Genomic DNA, 19083 nt, shown 5'->3' with positions numbered 1-19083 from the left:
GAGGCGCCATGTCCCCGATCCTATACCCCGCCGTCGGCTTCTGGCCCGCATCGCGTGCCGGGCTTGAGTTGGAAACCATCTGTCGCGGCAGTCGTTCCGACGCGCCGCCGTTGCTCTTCGTGCATGGTGCCTATGCCGGCGCCTGGTGTTGGGATGCCCACTTTCTGGCCTGGTTTGCCCGTCGTGGGCGGCAGGCGTGCGCGGTGAGCCTGCGCGGTCATGGTGAGAGCGCGGATCGGGCGCACCTCCACGGTGCCAGTCTGGAGGACTACGTGGAGGACGTGCTCAGTGTGGCCGGGCGCTTCCACCGGCCCCCAGTGCTGGTCGGCCACTCCATGGGCGGTCTGGTGGTCCAGCGTTGCCTGCGGCATATGGATCCGGCCGGCGTGGTGCTGATGGCCTCGGTCCCGCCGATGGGGCTGTCCGCCTCGGCCTGGCAACTGCTTTGCCAGGATCCGGGATTGCTCTGGCAGCTCTGGTTGCTGCAGGGCCTGGGGCCGACACAGGTGAATCTGCACGTGGCCCAACGGCTGCTGTTCTCACGGCCGGTGGCGGATCGCCAGTTGCTCGCCTATGCCGGGGGGCTGCAGCAGGAGTCCCAACTGGCACTGCTGGATATGAGCCTCCCGGCACCGCCGCCGCGGCGGCGTCACGATGTGCCGATGTTGGTCCTCGGCGCCGCCGACGATGCGCTGTTCCCGGCCTGGATGGTGCGCGCCACCGCTGCGACGCACGGGGTAAAGGCCGAGATCCTTCCGGACATGGGGCACGGGATGATGCTCGACGCCGGATGGCAGCGCGTCGCCGCGCGGATTGAGCGCTGGCTGCGCGAGCAGGTCCCGTGCCCCGCTACCAGCGATGCCGCTCCCACAGCTCAGGGTTGGCCCAGTAGTCGGGGTTGAGCCAGTCCGGGGTCGTCTTATAGGTGGCGATATCAAACCCGTAGAGGGTGCCGGCCCCGGGGGCGTCGTGCAGCCGCGAGAAGCCCAGGGCGGTGAGGTCCGTGCCGGACCACTGGCAGCGGTCGTGCGCCACCAGGAGGACCACCCGCCGGGCGTAAACGTCGCGCAGCCGGGCGAGCAGCCCACTCGCCTCACGCCGGTCGAGGCGCTCCAGGGTGTCGGTCAGTATCGCGATGTCGACCACCCCTTGGCGGGCCAGCGCGTCGCTGGCCTCCCCGGTATCCAGGGCGATCTGCTTTGTTGTCTCGCGGTCGAAAAGGCGCGTAGCCACTTCCCCGGCGAGCGGGCCAACGGCCAGCACGGAGCGGGGCTGTGCGTCGGCGAGGGCGTGGGCCAGTACCTGGAAGCCCTGGTCAGACATCGGGCCGTTCCCTTTGGCTGCGGAATGCCCTACGTTGTACCACGCCACGACCACCGACGGCTAAACCTCGTCGGGCCGGAACGCAAAGGGCCCGCGTGAGCGGGCCCTTTGCCTTTGCGAGCTGGTCAGGGGCTCTAGGGCCCCTCACGCGGCCTGGGTCAGCCGGCCACCCAGGCGTTGCACCAGCCTGCCCGGGCCACCGCCTTGCCCGGGATGATCCGGCAGACACCCCATTCGGCGTCGCCACCGGCCCAGAGGGCGCAGTTGCCGCAGATCTGGCCGTCCTGGTAACGGCTGTGGGTTACCTCAGTGGCGTCGTGGCGGTAGTCGAGGCTGCGGGCAATGTCATCGTCCTCGCTTAGCCGGGGCAGGTCGGCCCTGGCCACCTGCTGCTGGAGCATCAGCCCAGTGAAGGGCACTGCGGCCACACCCAGTGCGGAGGTCTTGAGGAAACGGCGACGGCCCTGATTGATTGTGTCGGCCATGTTGGAGACTCCCTTGTTGAACCATGTGAGATGGAAGCAACAAGCGGGCTGGATGCGTCTCAAGGGTGGGAACGGCGTCCTGCCTGCCGGCTTCGCAGACTGACACTATAAGGTTTTTAGAATCGTTGCAAGGAACAAATTGCCGCACCCGAAACGCGAAGGCCCGCCATGACAGGCGGGCCTTCACGTTTCTGGCTGAGCGAGGGCGGTTCAGGCCGCCGGCACCCAGGCGTTGCACCAGCCGTCACGGTTGACGTGGTGACCGGGAATGATCTGGCAACCACCCCACTGCGCGTCACCGCCGGTCCACAGGCTGCAGTTGCCGCAGGTGGAGCCTTCCTGGTAGGCGCTGTGATCGGCCGCGTCGGCCGCATCGTGCACGTAGTCCAGGCTCTGGGCGATATCGTCGTCCTCACTCAGTTGCGGCAGGTCGGCCTTGGCCACCTGCTGCTGCAGCATGACCCCCGCGAAGGGGACCGCGGCCACACCGAGGGCGGTGGTCTTGAGGAAGTTGCGGCGCTTGGTATCGATGTCGTGGGACATGTGCCTCTCCTTTATGATGGAGCTTTGGGCTATTGGAAGCGAACCAATCCAATTGGGGATCAGTTGCAACAAAGGGTAAATAAGCCGGCGGGCGACTGCAACTATACGCTTTGTTTCGGCGCGATTCGGAGCGTTGGCCACACCGTTAACTGACTGAGACTAGGCGCTTCGTAAAAAGTTCACGACGAGGCGGCGAATGAGGCCAATAGCGTTTTTCGATCGCCATTGCGGTTTATTTTGATTGGCAATGAGAATCCTTCTCGTGCCTTATCGAGAATCATTAACAATTCGCCATGGCTTTCCACCGGCCGCCCGGCCGCTTCCAGCAGCTCATCGCCCTCCCGCAGCCCCGCCTCTTCCGCCACCGACCCTCCGTTGACAGCGACCACCCGCAGGCCGTGTTGGCCGGGCTCCACCTGGATGCCCAGCCGCAGCCGGCGCTGCGGCGTGCCGGGTTCCGGTGCAAGGCCATAAAGAGCGTCGGCCAGGCCGCTGGCTGGGGGTTCGCAATCCGGGGCCACGGGGTAGGGCAACAGGGTCAGGACGCGCTCGACCCCCAGGTCGGCCAGTTGGGCCGGCACACCGTGGCCATGGCTCATGTGCCCCCGCCCCATCAGCCCGACCACCGGCCCCGGTCCGGAGGCCCGCAGCGCCTTCAGGCCCTCGGCCATGACCCGGTCCCAGAGCACCTGCGCGCGGATAAAACGCGCCTCGTCCATCATCTCGCCATGGGGGTGCTCGGCGAGCGCATCCAATAGCCGTTTCCGGTAGTCTGGATGGGGCGCCGCCGGTGGTGTGATCATCTCGTCCAGGGCCTCGGGCGCCTCCTCCCAATCGATGCCGGCAAGACGGCGGTGGGTGGCCCGGTCCAGGTTGATGCCCTGAAGCCGGATCTGCTCCAGGCGGGCATAGTGCAGGATAGGCAGGTACCCGTCCGCCGGATGGCCCCAGTGCTCGTACCAACCGCTCTCCCGCAGCCAGTCCTCCTCGCCGATGGTGCTCTGCCCCCAGGCGGCCAGGCTTTCGTCGGCGTCGCCTGGGAGCATCTCCAGGCCCACGGCCTGCACCGGTGTGTGGCTGTGGATGGCGGCGAGCGTCAGTAGCTGCCAGCGGTGCTGGGCCCGGTTACCGTGCTCCTCCCCGAGCAGGATGACCTCGTACCTGGCCGCCTCAGCGGCCAACCCGGCGGTGGTGTGCACCTCGCCCGTGGCGTCGATCCAGCGCCCGGTCGGCGGACATTCAAGCGTGTCCCCAGCCGGTTCCGGCAACCCGCTATGGGCGCAGGCCGCCAGCAACAGCGGCAGCAGCGCCAGCAGGGGCAGGAGGAGCGGTCCGCGGGCGGTTGCAGGGTGTCGGGCTTCAGGCATCGGTGGGCACCGGATCACTGCGGGCGATGGGGGGCAGTGTACAATAGCGGTAAGGTCCCGCGGGGACAGCGAACCAACCAACTCAGGCAGGGGGAGAGATGCCCACGCTGAAAGGCATTCCGGTGGTCACCAGTGGCATGAAGGTCGAGCGCGACGGGGTGCGCGCCATCAAGGATGGAGTTAAGCACAACCCGCGGGCCGAGGCGGCGCCGCGCGGCCGCAAGCCGTCCTGGCTGCGCGCTCGGGTACCCAGTGGCGAGGGGTACCAGGCGGTGCGGGACATTGTCCGCACCCATCGGCTCAGTACCGTCTGCGAGGAGTCGCACTGCCCGAACATCGGTGAGTGCTGGAACGCCGGAACGGCCACCATCATGCTGATGGGCGCGGTCTGTACCCGTGCCTGTCGCTTCTGCGCCGTGGATACCGGCAACCCGAAGGGCCGGCTGGACCACGACGAACCGGCCCACGCCGCCGACTCGGTGCGCCTGATGGGCCTGAGCTACGTGGTGCTCACCTCAGTGGATCGGGATGACCTGGAGGACGGTGGCGCCGGCCACTATGCCGCCTGCGTGAACGCCATCCGGGAGGTCAACCCGGAAACGGCGGTGGAAGTGCTCACCCCCGATTTCAATGGCGTACCGGAGCATGTGCACAGGGTGGTGGACGCCCGACCCGAGGTCTTTGCCCAGAACGTGGAGACGGTACGCCGCCTCACCCACCCGGTGCGCGATCCCCGTGCCGGCTATGAGCAGACCCTGGAGGTGCTGCGCCTGGCCAAGGCACGGCGGCCGGACATGCTCACCAAGACCAGCCTCATGCTCGGCCTGGGCGAGCGCGACGAGGAAATTCGGGAGACCCTCGAGGATCTGCGGGCGGTCGGGGTGGACATCGTCACCTTCGGCCAATACCTGCAGCCGACGCGCAACCACCTGCCAGTAGAGCGCTACGTCTCCCCCGCCGAGTTCGCGGATTACCGCCGTATGGGTCTGGAGATGGGGTTCCTGGAGGTGGTGGCCGGGCCGATGGTCCGCTCCAGCTACCGGGCCGACAAGGTGCTGGAGAAAAACAACGTGGGCCTGGAGTCCGCCTCCTGAGGGCCGTCTGATGTGCGGAGCGGGGGTGGACCTGAGCGAATGCCTGGCGCGTTGCCTGGAGCAGGCGGATCTGCCGGAGTCCGGTTTCCTGGAGTTCAAGGGCCGGGCGACGCCGGCGGCCGTGCTGGTGCCTCTGCTCCCCGGGCCGGGAGGCTACCGTGTGGTGTTCACGCGGCGCAGTGAGCAGTTGCGTGAGCATGCCGGCCAGGTCAGCTTCCCCGGCGGGCGCAAGGAGCCCGGAGAGACCGCCGAGCGCACGGCGCTGCGGGAGGCCTGGGAGGAAATCGGATTGGAGCCGGACCGGGTCACCCTCCTGGGCCGGCTCGGGCCCTACCACACCGGTACCGGCTTCCGGGTGCGCCCGGTGGTCGGGCGGATCGAGCCGCCGGTGGTCTGGCGGCCGGACCCGCAGGAGGTGGCCGAGGTGTTTACCGTGCCGCTCTCCTTCCTGACCGATCCAGCCAATCACGGCCTCTATGAAACCGAACGCCAGGGGCGGCGTCTAACGTATCATGCCCTGACCTGGGGCGAACACTTCATCTGGGGCGCTACGGCGGGGATCCTCATGCAGTTCTGCCGGGTGCTGGAAGGCACCCGGGAGAGTGCCTGAGCGGGCCTCAACGCTGCCCCGGCCATCCATTGCCACCACCTACCAAAGATCATCTATGCCCTATCAGCTCCCGTTGCGCGCGCTGCTCACGGTCCTGTTGCTGTTCCCCCTATTGGCCGCGGCCGGTGAGGATGAGCTCCCCGCAGGCCACTACCTGCTGCCGGAGGAGGGGGACATCATCGGTCGGGTCCAGGTGGTGCAGGCCAGCCAGGACGAGACTGTCCTCGACATCGGCCGACGTCATGGCGTCGGTTTCGAGGAGATGCGTCTCGCCAACCCCGACATCAGCCTGTGGGTCCCGGGTGAGGGGACTGAGGTGGTGGTCCCCACCCGCTTCATCCTGCCACCCGGGCCGCGCGAGGGCGTGGTGGTGAATGTCGCTGAGATGCGCCTCTATTACTACCGGCCGGTCACGGCCGGCGAGCGGCGGCGGGTGGAGACCTACCCGGTGAGCGTCGGCCGCATGGACTGGGAGACACCGGTGGGCCGTACCGAGATCACCGCCAAGGCGGAGGACCCGTCCTGGTACCCGCCGGAGTCCATCCGGGAGTATGCCCGGCGGGAGCAGGGCAAGGAGCTGCCCCGGGTGGTGCCACCCGGGCCGGACAACCCCCTGGGGCGGCATGCGCTGCGTCTGGGTATCCCCGGCTACCTGATCCACGGGACCAATCGGCCCTGGGGGATCGGCATGCGGGTCACCTCCGGTTGCATCCGCATGTACCCGGAGGATATCGAAGAACTGTTCCCCCGGTTGCCGGTGGGCACACCGGTTCGACTGGTCAACGCCCCGTTCAAGGCGGGTTGGAAGGGAGACACCCTGTACCTGCAGGCCTATCCGCTGCTGGAAGAGCAGCGGGAGACGACCTCGACCAGCGAGATCCTGTCGATGGCCGCGGATGCCGTGGCGGAGGCGATGGGCGACCGGCCCCACCGGGTGGATTACAATCGGCTGCGCCGCTTGGTGGAGGCGCCCACCGGGCTGCCGGTGCCGATCTCCCGCGATGCCGATGTCACGTTGCCGGCCGGGGCGTTCCACAGCCGCTGACCGGGCAAAAAAGAACCCCGCGCTGGGGCGGGGTTCCAGGGACGCGTGGGACGGCCCTGATTACTTGTACATGGACTTCTGGAACATGCGATCGATCTCTTCGCTGTTCCGCTGGGAGGCCTCCAGGGCGGCATCGGCGTCGGCCTGGGCCTGACGGGCGGTGTCGTGGGCCTCGTTGGCGGTGGCCAGGGCCTCTTCGGCAATGCTGCGCGCCTCGGAGGCGTCCGCCTTGGCCTCATTGACCATGCTGCGCACGTCTTCCTCGGCGACGGTGGCACAACCGGCCAGGATGGCCAGCGAGGCGCCGATCGCGGAGTATTTCAGTGCATTCTTGATTTTCATCGGCATCTTACTCTCCTTGCAGACGTAAAACCCTACCTGGGTTTACAAAAATAGAGGGCCACTCACCTCTGAATCCTAGCGGATCAGCACCCGGGTGCCAATGTTTACCCACTCCACCAGGGCCTCGATCTCCTCGTTGGTTACGGCCACGCAGCCCTGGGTCCAGTGAAATCGGTCGTGAATCTCCGGGTCGCCGTCGCCGATCCCGTGGATCCCGATGTGCCCGCCCAGCGCCGTGTCCTGGGGCGGGGTCCGATGGCGCCGCAGGTGCTCGTGGTAGGCCCGGTAGTCGTCCTCGTCGAACAGGCCTGATTCCAGGGCCTCGCGCGCATGCCGGGGCGTGGGGTAGTCGAGCCCGAGAAAGATGTGGAATCGGCTGTCGTGGCTGATGCGATTGATACGGAACTCGCCGCTGGGGGTCCGGTTGCTGCCGCGATAGCGGAAGGGCGCGGTACCGGCCCGACCCACAGAGATGCGCTCAAAGACCTGGACCGGCCGGTGGCCCTGGTAGACGGTCAGTCGCGCCGTCTCGGCATCCACCTCAAGCCAGATCTCCCCGTTATAGCGGGGTTCGGCCCCGGCCGACAGGGTCAGGGCGAGGAGCAACAGGCCGGTCAGTAATCCTGCCAGGCGCTTCATGCCGATTGTTCCAAGAACTGGAGGAGATCGCTGGCGTCGAATGGCCAATCGAGACTGCGGCCCTGCCCATCGGCCAGGACCGGCAGACGCTCGCCGTAGGCGGCGAGCCACTCGGGATCGTCCATGACATCACGGGGCTGCCAGCGGACCGGGCGGTAGGCGGTAACGGTCCGCAGGAACGCTTCGGCCTCGTCACACAAGTGGCAGCCGTCGGTCATGTAGAGGTAAAGCAAGGTCATCCCCAGGTGCTGAACGTGTTGGCCGCCCATAATACGGAGCGCCGCTGGGCCGGGCAATCGCCCGAGCGGCGGCAAGGGACGGCTTGCCCGGCCGCCCCACGGCACGCGAGAATAGCGCTTCCCATACCGGCAACGACCCTCACCATGCCCCCCACTGCAACCCAGACAACCGTTACCCCGGGCGCGACCGAGCCGGACCGCCGGCTGTCGGTGGCCCCCATGATGGAGTGGACGGACCGCCATGCGCGTTACTTCCTGCGCCTGCTGGCGCCGCGCACGCTGCTGTTCACGGAGATGGTCCCGGCACTGGCGGTGTGGCACAACGACCCGGAGCGGTTCCTGGCCTACAGCGCGGCCGAACGGCCCCTGGCGGTCCAGTTCGGCGGGTCGGATCCGGAGCAACTGGCCCACTGTGCGCGGCTGGCGGAAGCCTGGAGCTACGACGAGGTCAATCTCAACGTCGGCTGCCCCAGCGACCGGGTGCAGGCGGGCGCGTTCGGCGCCTGCCTGATGGCCGACCCGGGCCGGGTGGCGGACTGCGTGGCGGCCATGGCGGAGAGCACCCGGCTGCCGGTCACGGTCAAGCACCGGATCGGGGTGGACCATCTGGACAGCTACGACCACCTGACCGGCTTCGTCGATCAGGTGGCGGCGGCCGGGTGCCGCACCTTCTATGTGCATGCGCGCAAGGCCTGGCTGCAGGGGTTGAGCCCGAAGGAGAACCGGGAGGTCCCGCCGCTGGACTACGGGCGGGTCTATCGGCTCAAGCGCGACTTCCCGGCCCTGGAGGTGATCCTCAACGGCGGCATCACCCGGACCGAAACTCTGCTGGAGACCCTGGACCGGGGCTTGGACGGGGCCATGGTGGGGCGCGAGGCCTACACCAACCCCTGGGCGCTGGCCGGCTGGGACCGGGCCCTGTTCGGTGCCGCCGGGGCCGGGGTGCCTGACCGCCACGCCGCCGTGCGCGCCTTTCTGCCCTATGTCGAGACGGAGCTGGCGGGCGGGGCCCGACTGCAGCACCTCGCGCGCCATATCCTGGGGCTGTTCAACGGCTGCCCCGGTGGCCGGCGCTGGCGGCGCCATATCAGCGAACAGGCGCACCGGAGCGGGGCCGGCCCCGAGGTAATCGAGCAGGCGCTGGCGCTGGTCCCGGAGGCCCCGGCCGTCGCCTGAGCGGCGACCGGGCCGGGGCCCGCCGGGCTACAGGCGGAAGAAGCGCCGGGCGTTGGTGGTGGTGGCCCTGGCGATGGTGGCCCGGTTGTGGCCGGTCAGCGTTGCCACCTCGTCCAGCACGTAGGGAAGGTGGGCCGGCACATTGCGGCGCGTCTTGGGCCGAGGCCGGATGGTGCGCGGCATCAGATAGGGGCAGTCGGTCTCGATCATCAACCGGTCCAGGGGGATGTCCGCGACGCACTCGCGCAGGGCCTGGCCCCGGCGCTCGTCACAGACCCAGCCGGTTATGCCGATGTGCAGGCCCAGGTCCAGGTACTCATGGAGCATGCGGCGGTCGCCGGTGAAGCAGTGGGCGATGCCGTCCACCAGATCGTCGCGATAGGCGCGGACCATGTCGCGGAACCGTTCGTGGGCCTCGCGCTGGTGGAGGAAGACGGGCAGTTTCAGCTCGCAGGCGAGCTCCAGGTGGCGCTCGAAGACCCGCTCCTGCACCGGTCGTGGCGAGATGTCGCGGTAGAAATCGAGCCCGGTCTCGCCGACGGACACCAGCAGCGGGTCGGCGGCCAGCTCTCGCAGCAGCGCCTCGGACTCGCCGTGCCACTCCGCGGCGTGATGGGGGTGAAAGCCGGCGGTGGCCCGCAGGCGCTCGGGATGGCGGCGCGCCAGCGCCAGACCGTCCACCGCGCTCTTGGCGTTGGCGCCGGTGACAATCAGCGTTTGCACGCCGACCCGGGCCGCCTCCTCCAGGACCTCGTCCAGGTCCTTGCGGAAGGAGGAGTGGCTGAGGTTGGCGCCGATATCCACCAGTTCCAGTGCCGCGTCGCTCATGGGACCCTCTTGCTGCCAGGAAACGGGCGGCAATTATCCCTTTTCCGGTGCCCGCTGGCCAGATGGGCGCTTGCCTTGCGCGTCGGTTTGCCGCGAGACTTCCGGCAGGGCCGTCGCGGGGCCCGGACATCGGGCGCCGGCCCGGGGTGCGGCCGGCAACGGTAGACCAGATCCCTGGAGGGCGCATGAGCGAGCGCAACGACTACGACAGCCTGCCCATGAACTGGGTGGGAGACTGGGCCGGGCGGCGCGCCGCACTGACCCCGGACAAACCCGCCGTGCATGATCCGGACGCGGGGCCGCCGCTGACCTTCGCCCAGATGAATGCCCGTGCCGACCGCACCGGGCGGTGGCTGACCGACACCCTGGGCCTGGCCCCGGGCGAGCGCTTCGCGGTGCTTTGCCGCAACCGGCTGGAGCTGGTGGACCTCTACCTGGCCTGTGGCAAGACCGGGGTGGTGCTGACACCACTGAGTTTCCGCCTGGCCGCCCCCGAGTTGAACGACCTGCTGGCCCGCATGGCGCCCAGCGCCTTTATGCACGAGGAGGCGCTGGCGGCCCTGGCCGAGTCGCTGGATCTGCCGCCCAGCGTACGCCGCCGGCTGGCCCTGGACGAGGCGGGGGAGGTCTGGCAGCGCCGGGTGCTCACTTCGCCCGAGCAACCGGCCAACCGCCCCCTGCCCATGCAGGCGCCCTATCTCTATATCCACACCGGCGGCACCACCGGCAAGCCGAAGATCTGCCCCATCAGCCACCGGCAGATGACCTGGAACGCCATCGATATCCTGGCGACCTCCGGCGGGGCGCTGGGGCCCCAGCGCGAGCTGGTCACCTTCCCCTTCTTCCACATCGGCGGTTGGAACACCCTGACGCCGGTCTACTACGCCGGCGGGTACAGCGTCCTGATGCGCGAGTTTGATCCGGGGCGGGCGCTGGAACTGATCGCCGCGGAGGGCATCACCCACTTCGGCGGGGTCGAGGCCATGCTCCAGTTGATGAGCAAGCACCCCGCCTTCGCCGATACGGATCTCTCCACCCTGGAAGGCATCACCACCGCCGGGGCGCCCTGCGGTGAGGCCACCATGCGCCCGTGGGTGGAGCGCGGCATCCCGGTGGCCCAGTCCTACGGGCTGACCGAGGGCGGGCCGTCCAACTTCATGCTGGTCACCGACGGGCTGGAGGCCGATGGCATCTGGGAGCTGCGCCACAGTATCGGGCAGAGCATGTTCCACACCGACTACCGCATCACCCATCCGGACGAGGGCACGGTAGTGGCCCCGGGCGAGACGGGGGTGCTGGAACTGCGCAGCCCGCACTGTTTCGACGGTTATCTCGACGACCCCGACCGCACGGATCGGGTGTTCCGGGAGGGCGGCTGGGTCTGGACTGGCGATATGGCGCGGGCCGACGCCTGCGGTCGGGTCACCCTGGTGGGTCGGGCCGACAACGTCTTCGTGAGCGGGGGTGAGAACATCGCGCCCGAGGAGATCGAGACGGTGCTCAATACCCACCCGGGGGTGAGCGCCGCCGCCGTGGCCGGCGTGCCCCATCCCCACTGGGGACAGGTGCCCGGGGCCCTGGTGGTCACCAACGGCTCGCCCCCCGGGGTGGCCGATCTGGAGGCGCACGCGGCCCTGCGGCTGGCCCGTTTCAAGCGCCCCCGCCACTGGCGCTTCGTCGACGCCCTGCCGCTGACCGGTGCCGGAAAGATCGATCGCGCCCGCGTGGCGGAGATGCTGAAACAGGATGAAAATAGTGATGCAGGTAACTGAATGAACGAAAGGAGTCCATTGGATAAAGCCCCCGTCAAGGACCGGCGCCACGGCCACCGCCGCGAGGACCCCTGGGCCTGGCTGCGCGACCCGGAGTGGCGCGAGGCCATGGCCGATCCGGCCCATCTCCACCCGGAGATCCGGGCCTGGCTGGAGACAGAGAACCGCCACACCGAGCGCGTCCTTGGGCCGCTGCAGCCCTTGCATGAGCGACTGGTGGCGGAGCTGCGGGGGCGTCTGGCCGAGGACGATCGCGGGGTGCCCCTGCCCGACGGGCCGTGGGCGTACTACTGGCGGTTCCGTCCGGGGGCCGAGCACTCGCTCATCTGCCGCCGGCCGCGGGAGGACGCCGATGACCGGCGCGAGCAGGTCCTGCTGGACGCCGACGCCCGGGCCGACGGTTGCAGTTACTACGATCTGGCGGCCTGGGGCCACAGCCCCGATCACCGCTATCTGGCCTTCAGCGAGGACCTTACCGGGTCCGAGACGCTGCAGATCCGGTTTCTCGACACCGAAACGGGGGAACTCCTCCCTGATTGCCTGGAGAATGTCCGGGGTGATTTCGAATGGGCCGCCGACAGCCGGACGCTCCTGTGGATCGAGGGGGATGAGGAGCACCGGCCCCGCCGGGTGCGCCGGCACCGGTTGGGCGAGGACGTCGGCGGCGACCGCCCGGGGCCGGTGGTCTACGAGGAGGCGGACCCCGGCTATTTCCTGAGCCTGGGCCGCACCCAGAGCGGCCGCTTCCTGCTCATCGACTGCCACGGTCACGGCAGCAACGAACAGTGGGTGATACCGGCCGGGGACCCGGACCAGCCCCCGCGCTGCCTGATCCCCCGCGCGCCGGAGCAGGAATACGCCGCCCTGGATCACGACCAGCGCTGGATCCTGCTCACCAATTGCGAAGCGGAGGACTTCCGCATCGTGGCCGCGCCGCTGGATGCCCCGGCGGATACCGGGCGCTGGACCGATCTGGTGCCCCACCGTCCGGGCCGCCTCATCCGCGACCTGCACGTGTTGCAGGACTGGCTGATCTGGAGCGAGATGGCCGATGCGCAGCCGGCCATTTACTATCGGCCCTGGGCGGACGGGGCGACCCGGCGCCTGGACTTCGGCGACGAACCCTGCGATCTGGGTCTGGTGGCCGGCTACGAATACCGCACCGACACCCTACGCACCGTCTGGAGCAGCCTCACCACCCCGACCGAGGTCCACGACCACGACCTGCGTGAGGCCAGCCGCGTGCTGCGCAAACGCCAGCCGATCCCCTCCGGCCACGACCCGGCCGCTTATACGGCCAACCGCACCTACGCCACCGCGCCGGACGGCGAGCGGGTCCCGATCTCCCTGGTGCACCGGGCGGACCTGCAGCCCGACCCCGGCACGCCCCTGCTGCTCTACGCCTACGGTGCCTACGGCATGACCAGTGAGGCGGCTTTCAGCCCCCACCGGCTGTCGCTGCTGGATCGCGGCTTCGTGTTCGCCATCGCCCACGTACGGGGCGGCAAGGAACGCGGCCAGCGCTGGTACCGGCAGGGCCGGCGCGAGCACAAGCAGAACACCTTCAGCGATACCATCGCCTGTGCCGAGGCCCTGATCGACCAGGGCTATACCGGCGCCGGCCGCTTGGCGCTGTTCGGTGGCAGTGCCGGCGGGTTGCTGGTGGGGGCGGTGCTCAACCAGCGCCCGGAGCTCTTTCATGCGGCGGTGGCCGCCGTGCCCTTCGTGGACGTGCTCAACACCATGCTCGACCCCTCCCTGCCGCTCACCCCGCCGGAATGGCCGGAGTGGGGCAATCCGGTGGAGGACGAAGCCGCCTACCACCGCATCCTCAGCTGGTCGCCCTACGACAACGTGGCCCCCCGGCGCTACCCGCACCTATTGGTCACCGCCGGGGTCAGCGACCCGCGGGTGACCTATTGGGAACCGGCCAAGTGGGTGGCCCGGTTGCGTGAGGTCTGGCCGCAGGACCGGCTGCTGCTGCTCGACACCAATATGAGCGCCGGTCACGGCGGCCCGGGCGGGCGTTTCGAGTACCTGCAGGAAGTGGCGCGACGGTACGTCTTTCTGCTGCACGTCTACGGGCTCGCCGAAGCGGAAGGCCCGTACGATACTCAAGGGCAGGACGGCTGACCCGGCGGCACGGGGCAGGCGGCAGAAGGAGGCCGGATGGCAGCAGAGCCGTTGTTCCTTGCCCAGGGAGTGACCCGTGTCTACCGTATGGGCGAGGTATCGGTCCATGCCCTGCGGGGGGTGGACCTGACCCTGGAAGAGGGGGAGTTCGTGGTGCTGCTGGGGCCCTCGGGCAGCGGCAAATCCACGCTGCTGAACATCCTGGGCGGGCTGGACCGACCCACTGACGGGCACGTGCGTTGCGCGGGTTTTGACCTGGCGCGGGCCAGTGAGGCGGAGCTGACCCGGTTCCGACGCCACGTGGTGGGCTTCGTGTTCCAGTTCTACAACCTCATCCCCAGCCTCACCGCGCGTGAGAACGTGGCCATCGTCACCGAGATCGCGCGCGACCCGATGACGCCGGAGGAGGCGCTGGCCCGGGTGGGCCTGGAGGCCCGCATGGACCACTTTCCCGCCCAGCTCTCAGGCGGCGAGCAGCAGCGGGTGGCGATCGCCCGGGCCATCGCCAAGCGCCCCCGGGTCCTGCTCTGTGACGAGCCCACCGGGGCGCTGGACTCGAAGACCGGGATCAACGTCCTGCGCGTGCTCATGGACATCAACCAGACCTTCGGGACCACCACGGCGGTGATCACCCACAACGCCGATATCGCCCGTATGGCCCACCGGGTGGTCCACTTCGCCGATGGGGAGATCCGCAACGTGGAGCGTAACGCGGCACCGGAGCCGCCGGAGGCGTTGGTATGGTGAGCGTGCGTTATGCCGGGCGCCTGCTGGTCGGGTTGGCACTGGCGGTCGGCCTGCCGGCCGCGGCGGTTGCCGAGGGCGCCGACCCCGAGGCGGCCGCCGAAGCGGAAGCGGCCGCCGAGAGCAGGCGGCGGGAGGAACGCCACGTTCGCGATGACCCCGCCACGGAGTGGTATCCGGAGGAGGATGAGGAGCGCGCCCTGATCGGACCGGTGGATCGGGGCCAGGCCGCCGTGGCCCGCGGGGTCTTTCTGCTCTCCCGGCAGTTGGACCGGATGCTGGGGACCGATGACGAACTCTACGCGGACGAGGAGTACGACTCGGTGGCCCGGCTGCGCCTGGAGCAGCGCCTCAGCGCCGAGGGTGACAGCCGGTTGGAGGCCGGGGTCTCCGGCCGTCTGCGCCTGCCCGGGGCCCAGGATCGCCTGAGCCTGATCATCACCAGCGATGACTATGACGACGAGGTGGATGCCGAGCGGGGCGTGCCGCGGGACCTGGACGAGGACCGCACCACCAGCGCGGGGTTGCTCTTCCTGCGCCCGAGCGAGAACTGGTCCACGTCGGTGGACGCCCGCCTGCGCTCCGGCAGCCCGGTGGACCTCTACACCCGGGCCCGGGTCTGGCGCGCCTTTCAGCCGGGGCTGTGGGTGATCCGTCCCCGCCAGGCGGTGTTCTGGTACGACGGACGGGGCGCGGGCACCACGACCGACATCCGCCTGGACCACCCGGTCACTGGGCGCAGTGCCGTGCGGCTGGAGGCGGGGGCCACCTGGTTTAAGCGGGAAGAGCAGTTCTACTACGACCAACGGGTCTCCTATTACCAGCAGCTCTCCCAACGCCGGGCGCTGATCTGGCAGGTGGGTGCCCGGGGCGAGAGCGAACCGAATAACCAGCTCACCCAATACTACGCCCAGGTGCGCTGGCGCTCGGTGATCCATCGCGACTGGCTCAGTCTGGAGATCCGTCCGCAGCTCCGGCGGGACCGGGAGGATGACTTCCGGACCGAGCGGCGGCTGTTCATTGCCCTGGAGGCGGCCTTCGGTCATCCCGGGGCGTACTGATGCGTCTGCCCGCCCTTTACCGGATGCTGCTGCGCGAGTTCTGGCACCTGCGTGGCCAGGCGGCGGCCATCGCGGTGGTGATCGGCGGCGGGGTGGCCACCCTGGTCATGTCGCTGGCCATCATCGACACCCTGCAGCAGACCCGGGACGACTTCTATCGCGACTACCGCTTCGGCCACGTCTTCGCCAGCCTGGAGCGGGCGCCGGAGTCGCTGGTGGAGAGCCTGCGGGCGATCCCCGGGGTCCAGTTGGTGGAGAGCCGGGTGGTGGCCGCCGCCCACCTGGAGCCGGCGGGCTTCCCGGACCCGGTGGCCGGGCGGCTGCAGTCGCTGCCGGACGGGCGTAACAGCGAGCTCAACGCCCTGTTCCTGCGCACCGGTCGCCTGCCGGAGGCGGGCATGGACCGCGAGGTGGTGGCCAGCGAGGCCTTTGCCGAGGCCCACGGGCTGCGCCCGGGCGATACCCTGAGCGCCATCATCCACGGGCACCGCCAGCGGCTGACGGTGGTGGGGATCGCGCTCTCGCCGGAGCACATCTACCAGATCCAGCCCGGTACCATGCTGCCCGACTACGAGCGCTACGGCGTACTCTGGATGAACCGCACCGCGCTGGCCGCCGCCCGCGACATGGAGGGGGCGTTCAATGACGTCAGTCTGCGGCTGCAGCGGGGGGCGCGGGAGGGCGACGTCATCCAGGCCGTGGATGCGGCGCTGGAGCGCTATGGCGGGCGGGGTGCGATTGGCCGTGCCGATCAGCTCTCCCATCGCTACCTGGAGGAGGAACTGAACGGGCTGGAGACCCTGGCGACGCTGTTTCCGGCCATCTTTCTCGGGGTCGCGGCCTTCCTGCTCAACGTGGTGGTGGGGCGGCTGGTCAGTACCCAGCGCGAGCAGATCGGGGTCCTCAAGGCCTTTGGCCGCAGCAACCTGGAGGTCGGTCTGCACTATGTCCGGCTGGTGCTGATGATCGTCGCCCTGGGGCTGGTCATCGGGGTGGGCGTGGGGCTCTGGCTGGGGGGTGGCATGGCGGCAATGTATGCGGAGTTCTTCCGCTTCCCCTACCTGAGCTTCCACCTTGGCCCGCGGGCCTTTGTGATCGCCGCTCTGGTCACCGTGGCGTCCGCCCTGCTGGCGGTGGCGCTGGCGGTGCGCCGGGCGGTGGTGCTGCCGCCCGCAGTGGCCATGCAGCCGGAACCGCCCCCCGCCTTCCGGGCCACGGTGGTGGAGCGGCTGGGCCTGCAGCGCTGGTTCAGCCAGCCGGTGCGGATGATCCTGCGCAGCCTGGAGCGCCGCCCGGTGCGCGCGCTGATGGGGATCACCGGGGTCGCCTTCGCCTGTGCCATCCTGATGGTGGGACGCTTCCAGGACGCCGCCATCCACCAGATGGTCGGCATCCACTTCGGGCTGGTGGAGCGCGACGATATCACCGTCACCTTCACCGAGCCCACGGCCCGCAAGGCCGTTCACGAGCTGGAGGCCCTGCCGGGCGTGGTCCGTGTCGAGCCCTGGCGCAGTGCCAGCGTGGAGCTGCGCTCGGGCCACCGCACCTGGCGGCTGGCGTTGCAGGGCCAGGAGCCCGGCGCGGAGCTGCGGCGCCTGCTGGACACGGACTTGCGCCTGCAGCCGATGCCCGAGCACGGCCTGTTGCTGACCGACTGGCTGGCCCGGGAGCTGGACGTACGGCCGGGGGACCGGCTCCAGGTAACCTTTCTCGAGGGGCGCCGGACGTCACACGAACTGCTGGTGGGCGGCGTGATCACAGAGCTCATCGGGGTGAACGCCTACCTGCCGTTGGCGACCCTCCAGCGCCTGCTGGGCGAGGGGAGCGCTGTCTCCGGGGCGCGCCTGCAGTTGCTCCCCGGCGACCGGGCGTCGGTGGTGGAGGCCCTGCGCGAACGCCCCGGTATCGCTGGCATCGCCGAGCGCGAGGCCGCCATCGACAGCTTTTACGATACCCTGGCGGAGACGGTGTTGATGTTCACCTTCATCACCACCCTGCTGGCCGGCAGCATCGCCTTCGGAGTGATCTACAACGGTGCCCGGATCAGCCTCTCCGAGCGGGCCCGGGAGTTGGCCAGCCTTCGGGTGCTGGGTTTTACCCGGGGCGAGGTCGCCCGCATCCTGCTGGGGGAACAGGCGGTGCTGATCCTGGCCGGACTGCTGCCCGGTTTCCTGCTCGGCTGGCTGCTCTACGGCTGGGTCGCCCGCGCCGTCGAGTCCGATCTCTACCGGGTGCCGGTGGTGCTCACGCCGTCAGGCATGGCGTTCGCCGCGCTCATCGTGGTGCTCGCCGGCCTCCTCTCGGCCTGGGTGGTCCGACGCCGGCTGGACCGGCTGGACCTTGTCGAGGTCCTGAAGACCAGGGAATGAGGCCATGAATTGGAAGCGACTGACCGTGTGGATCGGCGGCCTGGCGGTGGCGGCCCTGCTGCTCTACCTGGGCTTTCGGCCGCAGCCGGTCTGGGTGGATATCACCGAGGTGAGCCGTGGTGCCGTGCACCAGACCGTGGAGGAGGAGGGGCGGACCCGGGTCATGCACCGCTACGCCATCTCAGCCCCGGTGCCGGCACACGCCCGCCGGGTGGCGTGGGAGGTGGGCGATGCGGTGCAGGCGGGGGAGGTGCTGGTACGCCTCGACCCGTTGTTGCCCCAGGCGCTCGACCTGCGCAGCGAACGGCAGGCGCAGGCCCGTGTTGAGGCTGCCGAGGCGGCTCTGGCCACGGCCGGCGAAGAGCACCAGGCCGCCCGGGCCGGTGCCGATTTCGCCGCCCGCGAACAGGAGCGGCTGTCCCGGCTCGGGGAGCGGGGCGCGGTCTCCCGGCACGACGTGGACCGGGCGGCGGCCCAGGCCCGGCAGGCCGAGGCCACGGTCGCCGCGGCGCGCCACCGGGTCAATGCCGCCCGGGCGGAGCTGGAGGCGGCCCGACTGGCGCTCGCGTTTGCCGGGCAGCGGGACGAGGAGACCCCCGAGGTCATCGAACTCCAGGCACCGGCCAGCGGTCGGGTGCTGGCGCGCCATTTCGAGAGCGCGCGGGTGGTGCAGCCGGGCGAGCCGATCCTGGAGCTGGCGGACCCGCAGGCGCTGGAGGTGGAGGTGGAGGTGCTCTCCGCCGATGCCGTACGCATCCGCCCGGGCATGGCGGTTGCGTTGCAGCGCTGGGGCGGGAGGGATGACCTGGACGGGGTGGTGCGAAGGGTGGAGCCCAGCGGTTTCACCAAGTTTTCGGCCCTGGGGGTGGAGGAGCAGCGGGTCCGGGTTATTGTGGATTTCATCTCCGACCCGGCGGACTGGGCCGCCCTGGGTGATGCCTATCGGGTGAACGCCCTCTTTCTGCTGGACAGCCGCGAGGACGTGTTGCGGGCACCAATCAGTGCCCTGTTCCGCGATGGCGATCACTGGGCGGTGTTCGTGGTCAGCGATGGCCGGGTGCGGCTGCGGCGGGTGGAGCGGGGCCTGCGCGGTGGTGGCGATGTGGAAATCCTCTCGGGGCTGGAGCCGGGCGAGGCCGTGGTGGTGCACCCCGATCGGGACCTCAGCGACGGGCGCCGGGTGCGGATCCGCCCGGCCCCGTGAACCGCCGGCACCGGAGGCCGGGAGCGGCTGGTCGGATCCGGGCGTTTGCGTCAACAGTTGTATTGTCGTGTTCTACGCTGGAGTATATGGCCCTCAAAATTTCTGGGGA

At 69.3% G+C, this 19083-nt stretch carries 19 protein-coding genes; 11 read left to right on the top strand and 8 right to left on the bottom strand.

The window, feature by feature from the left end:
* Positions 1-8: 8 nt before the first annotated feature.
* Entirely contained in the window at positions 9-902 is an 894-nt protein-coding gene (locus MLG_RS08125; RefSeq protein ID WP_011629332.1) for an alpha/beta hydrolase, read from the top strand.
* Here MLG_RS08125 and MLG_RS14840 read toward each other — a convergent pair.
* From MLG_RS14840 to MLG_RS08105, 4 genes are all read right to left on the bottom strand, one after another.
* Positions 850-1323, bottom strand: coding sequence for a DUF6231 family protein (locus MLG_RS14840; RefSeq protein WP_011629331.1), 474 nt, complete (start codon positions 1321-1323; stop codon positions 850-852). The genes MLG_RS08125 and MLG_RS14840 overlap by 53 nt on opposite strands.
* A gap of 158 nt (positions 1324-1481) precedes the next feature.
* Positions 1482-1808: a high-potential iron-sulfur protein gene (locus MLG_RS08115; protein WP_011629330.1), complete on the bottom strand. Its 327-nt coding sequence runs from the start codon at positions 1806-1808 to the stop codon at positions 1482-1484.
* A 210-nt stretch (positions 1809-2018) separates the two neighbouring features.
* A complete protein-coding gene (locus MLG_RS08110) occupies positions 2019-2351 on the bottom strand; it encodes a high-potential iron-sulfur protein (protein ID WP_011629329.1) in 333 nt (110 codons plus the stop codon).
* Between the two features lie 179 nt (positions 2352-2530).
* Positions 2531-3718, bottom strand: a complete 1188-nt coding sequence (locus MLG_RS08105) for a ChaN family lipoprotein (RefSeq protein ID WP_011629328.1) — start codon at positions 3716-3718, stop codon at positions 2531-2533.
* Positions 3719-3816: 98 nt separating this feature from the next.
* Here MLG_RS08105 and lipA point away from each other — a divergent pair, with 98 nt between their 5' ends.
* The 3 genes from lipA to MLG_RS08090 are packed head-to-tail and all read left to right on the top strand — an operon-like array spanning position 3817 to position 6467.
* Complete coding sequence (gene lipA, locus MLG_RS08100) at positions 3817-4812, top strand: lipoyl synthase (protein WP_011629327.1); 996 nt, start codon at positions 3817-3819, stop codon at positions 4810-4812.
* Between the two features lie 25 nt (positions 4813-4837).
* Positions 4838-5422 (top strand): NUDIX hydrolase, encoded by a 585-nt coding sequence (locus MLG_RS08095; RefSeq protein WP_049753547.1) that lies wholly within the window; start codon positions 4838-4840, stop codon positions 5420-5422.
* 55 nt (positions 5423-5477) lie between these two features.
* Positions 5478-6467 (top strand): L,D-transpeptidase family protein, encoded by a 990-nt coding sequence (locus MLG_RS08090; protein ID WP_011629325.1) that lies wholly within the window; start codon positions 5478-5480, stop codon positions 6465-6467.
* Between the two features lie 60 nt (positions 6468-6527).
* Here MLG_RS08090 and MLG_RS08085 read toward each other — a convergent pair whose 3' ends face one another.
* The 3 genes from MLG_RS08085 to MLG_RS08075 form a co-directional block, all read right to left on the bottom strand.
* Positions 6528-6809 (bottom strand): Lpp/OprI family alanine-zipper lipoprotein, encoded by a 282-nt coding sequence (locus MLG_RS08085; RefSeq protein ID WP_041717977.1) that lies wholly within the window; start codon positions 6807-6809, stop codon positions 6528-6530.
* Between the two features lie 75 nt (positions 6810-6884).
* Positions 6885-7448: a L,D-transpeptidase gene (locus MLG_RS08080; protein WP_011629323.1), complete on the bottom strand. Its 564-nt coding sequence runs from the start codon at positions 7446-7448 to the stop codon at positions 6885-6887.
* Entirely contained in the window at positions 7445-7687 is a 243-nt protein-coding gene (locus tag MLG_RS08075) for a glutaredoxin family protein (RefSeq protein ID WP_011629322.1), read from the bottom strand. The genes MLG_RS08080 and MLG_RS08075 overlap by 4 nt, the downstream gene beginning before the upstream one ends.
* Positions 7688-7831: 144 nt before the next feature.
* Between MLG_RS08075 and dusA the strand changes: the two genes are divergently transcribed.
* Complete coding sequence (gene dusA / locus MLG_RS08070) at positions 7832-8863, top strand: tRNA dihydrouridine(20/20a) synthase DusA (protein WP_011629321.1); 1032 nt, start codon at positions 7832-7834, stop codon at positions 8861-8863.
* A gap of 27 nt (positions 8864-8890) precedes the next feature.
* On the opposite strand, the gene MLG_RS08065 is transcribed toward dusA, so the two are convergent.
* On the bottom strand, positions 8891-9691 hold the full coding sequence (locus tag MLG_RS08065; protein WP_011629320.1) for a TatD family hydrolase: 801 nt from the start codon (positions 9689-9691) through the stop codon (positions 8891-8893).
* Positions 9692-9876: 185 nt separating this feature from the next.
* On the opposite strand from MLG_RS08065, the gene MLG_RS08060 reads away from it, so the two are divergent.
* From MLG_RS08060 to MLG_RS08035, 6 genes are read left to right on the top strand one after another with little or no spacing between them, the layout of a single operon-like run.
* A complete protein-coding gene (locus MLG_RS08060) occupies positions 9877-11463 on the top strand; it encodes a class I adenylate-forming enzyme family protein (RefSeq protein WP_011629319.1) in 1587 nt (528 codons plus the stop codon).
* Between the two features lie 18 nt (positions 11464-11481).
* Positions 11482-13596 carry a S9 family peptidase gene (locus MLG_RS08055; RefSeq protein ID WP_232209236.1) on the top strand — a complete coding sequence of 705 codons (2115 nt, stop codon included), beginning with the start codon at positions 11482-11484 and terminating at the stop codon, positions 13594-13596.
* A 36-nt stretch (positions 13597-13632) separates the two neighbouring features.
* Positions 13633-14343 carry an ABC transporter ATP-binding protein gene (locus MLG_RS08050; RefSeq protein WP_011629317.1) on the top strand — a complete coding sequence of 237 codons (711 nt, stop codon included), beginning with the start codon at positions 13633-13635 and terminating at the stop codon, positions 14341-14343.
* Positions 14337-15401 (top strand): hypothetical protein, encoded by a 1065-nt coding sequence (locus tag MLG_RS08045; protein WP_011629316.1) that lies wholly within the window; start codon positions 14337-14339, stop codon positions 15399-15401. The genes MLG_RS08050 and MLG_RS08045 overlap by 7 nt, the downstream gene beginning before the upstream one ends.
* Entirely contained in the window at positions 15401-17770 is a 2370-nt protein-coding gene (locus tag MLG_RS08040; protein ID WP_011629315.1) for an ABC transporter permease, read from the top strand. The genes MLG_RS08045 and MLG_RS08040 overlap by 1 nt, the downstream gene beginning before the upstream one ends.
* A gap of 4 nt (positions 17771-17774) precedes the next feature.
* A complete protein-coding gene (locus MLG_RS08035) occupies positions 17775-18974 on the top strand; it encodes an efflux RND transporter periplasmic adaptor subunit (protein ID WP_011629314.1) in 1200 nt (399 codons plus the stop codon).
* Positions 18975-19083: the final 109 nt, after the last annotated feature.

The organism is Alkalilimnicola ehrlichii MLHE-1, assembly GCF_000014785.1.
Taxonomy (GTDB): domain Bacteria; phylum Pseudomonadota; class Gammaproteobacteria; order Nitrococcales; family Halorhodospiraceae; genus Alkalilimnicola; species Alkalilimnicola ehrlichii.
Note: the sequence above shows the minus strand (reverse complement) of the source record. Positions and strands in the feature narration are given on the sequence as shown.

Excerpts from the sequence above, each read along its gene's own strand:
- MLG_RS08125 (WP_011629332.1), top strand. The coding sequence starts at position 9 with ATGTCCCCGATCCTATACCCCGCCGTCGGCTTCTGGCCCGCATCGCGT.
- MLG_RS14840 (WP_011629331.1), bottom strand. The coding sequence starts at position 1,323 with ATGTCTGACCAGGGCTTCCAGGTACTGGCCCACGCCCTCGCCGACGCA.
- MLG_RS08115 (WP_011629330.1), bottom strand. The coding sequence starts at position 1,808 with ATGGCCGACACAATCAATCAGGGCCGTCGCCGTTTCCTCAAGACCTCC.
- MLG_RS08110 (WP_011629329.1), bottom strand. The coding sequence starts at position 2,351 with ATGTCCCACGACATCGATACCAAGCGCCGCAACTTCCTCAAGACCACC.
- MLG_RS08105 (WP_011629328.1), bottom strand. The coding sequence starts at position 3,718 with ATGCCTGAAGCCCGACACCCTGCAACCGCCCGCGGACCGCTCCTCCTG.
- lipA (WP_011629327.1), top strand. The coding sequence starts at position 3,817 with ATGCCCACGCTGAAAGGCATTCCGGTGGTCACCAGTGGCATGAAGGTC.
- MLG_RS08090 (WP_011629325.1), top strand. The coding sequence starts at position 5,478 with ATGCCCTATCAGCTCCCGTTGCGCGCGCTGCTCACGGTCCTGTTGCTG.
- MLG_RS08085 (WP_041717977.1), bottom strand. The coding sequence starts at position 6,809 with ATGAAAATCAAGAATGCACTGAAATACTCCGCGATCGGCGCCTCGCTG.
- MLG_RS08080 (WP_011629323.1), bottom strand. The coding sequence starts at position 7,448 with ATGAAGCGCCTGGCAGGATTACTGACCGGCCTGTTGCTCCTCGCCCTG.
- MLG_RS08075 (WP_011629322.1), bottom strand. The coding sequence starts at position 7,687 with ATGACCTTGCTTTACCTCTACATGACCGACGGCTGCCACTTGTGTGAC.
- dusA (WP_011629321.1), top strand. The coding sequence starts at position 7,832 with ATGCCCCCCACTGCAACCCAGACAACCGTTACCCCGGGCGCGACCGAG.
- MLG_RS08065 (WP_011629320.1), bottom strand. The coding sequence starts at position 9,691 with ATGAGCGACGCGGCACTGGAACTGGTGGATATCGGCGCCAACCTCAGC.
- MLG_RS08060 (WP_011629319.1), top strand. The coding sequence starts at position 9,877 with ATGAGCGAGCGCAACGACTACGACAGCCTGCCCATGAACTGGGTGGGA.
- MLG_RS08050 (WP_011629317.1), top strand. The coding sequence starts at position 13,633 with ATGGCAGCAGAGCCGTTGTTCCTTGCCCAGGGAGTGACCCGTGTCTAC.
- MLG_RS08045 (WP_011629316.1), top strand. The coding sequence starts at position 14,337 with ATGGTGAGCGTGCGTTATGCCGGGCGCCTGCTGGTCGGGTTGGCACTG.
- MLG_RS08040 (WP_011629315.1), top strand. The coding sequence starts at position 15,401 with ATGCGTCTGCCCGCCCTTTACCGGATGCTGCTGCGCGAGTTCTGGCAC.
- MLG_RS08035 (WP_011629314.1), top strand. The coding sequence starts at position 17,775 with ATGAATTGGAAGCGACTGACCGTGTGGATCGGCGGCCTGGCGGTGGCG.